Here is a 2,220-nt window from a genome sequence, read left to right on the forward strand (position 1 = left end):
AGTGGCCCAGCGCGTGTGGCCGATCGCCGCGGTGGCCGCTGGCAGCGGGTCGTCCGCGAGCGCCTTGGCGAGGCGCTCGAGCTTGCCCGCCTTCTTGGCCACCGAGACGCGCTCGGGGTCCGCGCCCACGAGCGCGACGCCGGCGGAGTCATAGCCGCGGTACTCGAGCCGGGCGAGACCGCCGATCGCGACCGCCTCGGGACGGGCTCCCGGCTCGCCTGAGCCCACATATCCGACGATTCCGCACATGTCCCCGAGTCTACGTGGGCACCTCTCCCCTCCCGCGCATCGGCCCGCCTGTTCGCCGGTTCGCCGTTCACGGCGGAGCGTGTCGGGAACGCAGGGCCGATGCTGTTGAATGGTCGGGTGAACGAGCACACCCCGGCGGACGTCGGCAGCCCCTTCCTCACCCTGACGCGTGCGGAATGGTCCGCGCTCGCCGACACGACTCCGCTGCCGCTGACCGAGGACGACATCGCCCGAGTCCGCGGCCTGGGCGACCCGATCGATCTCGCCGAGGTCGACCGGATCTACCGACCGCTGTCGCGGCTGCTGGACCTGTACTCGGGCGCGACCGGAGGCCTCCACGCGGCCACGAGCGAGTTCCTGGGAGAGCGGGCGTCCCGCACGCCCTTCGTGATCGGCATCGCGGGCTCCGTCGCGGTCGGCAAGTCGACCACGGCGCGCGTGCTGCGCGAGCTGATGGCGCGCTGGCCCAGCTCGCCGCGGGTCGAGCTGGTCACGACCGACGGCTTCCTCCACTCGAACGCGGTCCTCCGCTCGCGGGGCCTGCTGGAGCGCAAGGGCTTCCCCGAGTCCTACGACCGTCGCGCGCTGCGCCAGTTCATCGCGGACGTGAAGTCGGGCGCTCCCGAGGTGACCGCCCCGGTGTACTCCCACGTGACGTACGACATCGTGCCCGGGGAGCACATCACGGTCCGCCAGCCCGACGTGCTCATCATCGAGGGCCTCAACGTCCTGCAGCCGGCGTCGCCGCGAGACCTCGACGAGACGGCGCTGGCCGTCTCCGACTACTTCGACGTGTCCATCTACGTCGACGCCCAGCCGCACGACGTGCGCCGCTGGTACATCGAGCGCTTCCTGTCACTGCGGAGCACGGCCTTCTCGCGTCCCGACTCGTACTTCCACAACTACGCCGACCTGTCCGACGCCGAGGCGATCGACCGCGCGGAGCGCATCTGGGACGCGACCAACGCGCCCAACCTGGCTCGCAACATCGCTCCCACCCGCTCGCGGGCGACGATCATCCTCCACAAGGGCGCGAACCACCAGGTCGAGACCGTCCAGATGCGCAAGCTCTAGGCGGGCCGATGCGCGCTCGCCCCCGCGCGGCGGTCACCGCCGCGCGATCAGGGTGAACGTCGTGGGGATGCGGTCGCGCATCGGCTCGGGGAACGCCCACTCGCCGTCGGCGACCTCGACCATCGCGTTGCTGAAGCGCCACGGCAGCGTGTCCCCCTCGTCCAGGCGCAGCACGGTCAGTCCCGCGCCGATCACGGCGTTCACGACCTCGGACAGCGGGTGCGGGTACTCGAGGGTGTCGGGGCTGGCGACCGTTCCGCCGCCGACGTAGGTCGAGGTCTCGACCCACCGCTGCGCGCGGCCGTCGGCAAAGTACCGATAGCGCGTGACGAGCCCTTCGGCGTCCTCGTCGAGCCCGTACAGCGCGGGGTGACCGTCGCGGATGTAGAACAGGCCGCCTGGCCTCAGCAGCGCGGCGACCTGAGCCGCCCAGCGGTCGAGGTCGTGCAGCCACGTGATGGTGCCGATGCTCGTGTAGACCACGTCGAAGTCCCCGGTGACGGCGGCTCGCGCGTCGAGCACGTCGCACTCGACCCAGACCCCGCGAATGCCGAGCTCGGACGCGAGGGCCTGCGCCGCCTCGAGCGCCGACGGCGAGAAGTCCACGCCCGTGACGCGGGCGCCGGCGCGCGCCAACGACACCGTGTCCGTGCCGATGTGGCACTGGAGGTGGCACAGGTCGAGGCCCCGGACGCCGTCGGGCAGGAACCGTGAGAGGGCCTCGAGATCGGCGGCGACGACGCTGGACAGGGCATCGGGATCCGCGCGCAGCCGGTCGAGCCCGTAGGCCTCCAGGTGCAGCGGGACGCGCGACTCCCAGTTCGCGAGGTTCACGGCGCGCGCGTCCTCCCACCGCACCGGCTCGTCCGCGCCCTGGGGCACCGGGGGGCTCCGCCC

At 72.1% G+C, this 2,220-nt stretch carries 2 protein-coding genes and 1 pseudogene; 1 reads left to right on the forward strand and 2 read right to left on the reverse strand.

Going from position 1 to position 2,220, the window contains the following annotated elements; translation table 11 throughout:
- Nucleotides 1-249 (reverse strand): annotated as a pseudogene (locus QZ483_RS13530) (glutamine--fructose-6-phosphate aminotransferase); the annotation flags it as partial.
- A gap of 99 nt (nucleotides 250-348) precedes the next feature.
- Between QZ483_RS13530 and coaA the strand changes: the two are divergent.
- A complete protein-coding gene (gene coaA, locus QZ483_RS13535) occupies nucleotides 349-1,323 on the forward strand; it encodes a type I pantothenate kinase (protein WP_297084904.1) in 975 nt (324 codons plus the stop codon).
- A gap of 33 nt (nucleotides 1,324-1,356) precedes the next feature.
- Here the strand turns inward: coaA and QZ483_RS13540 are convergent, their stop codons facing one another.
- A complete protein-coding gene (locus tag QZ483_RS13540) occupies nucleotides 1,357-2,205 on the reverse strand; it encodes a bifunctional 2-polyprenyl-6-hydroxyphenol methylase/3-demethylubiquinol 3-O-methyltransferase UbiG (protein WP_297084906.1) in 849 nt (282 codons plus the stop codon).
- Nucleotides 2,206-2,220: the final 15 nt, after the last annotated feature.

The organism is uncultured Demequina sp. (genome assembly GCF_913055775.1).
Lineage (GTDB): Bacteria > Actinomycetota > Actinomycetes > Actinomycetales > Demequinaceae > Demequina.

What these genes read in the sequence shown, in the direction of transcription:
- coaA (WP_297084904.1), top strand. Translation starts at nt 349, where the DNA reads ATGCTGTTGAATGGTCGGGTGAACGAGCACACCCCGGCGGACGTCGGC.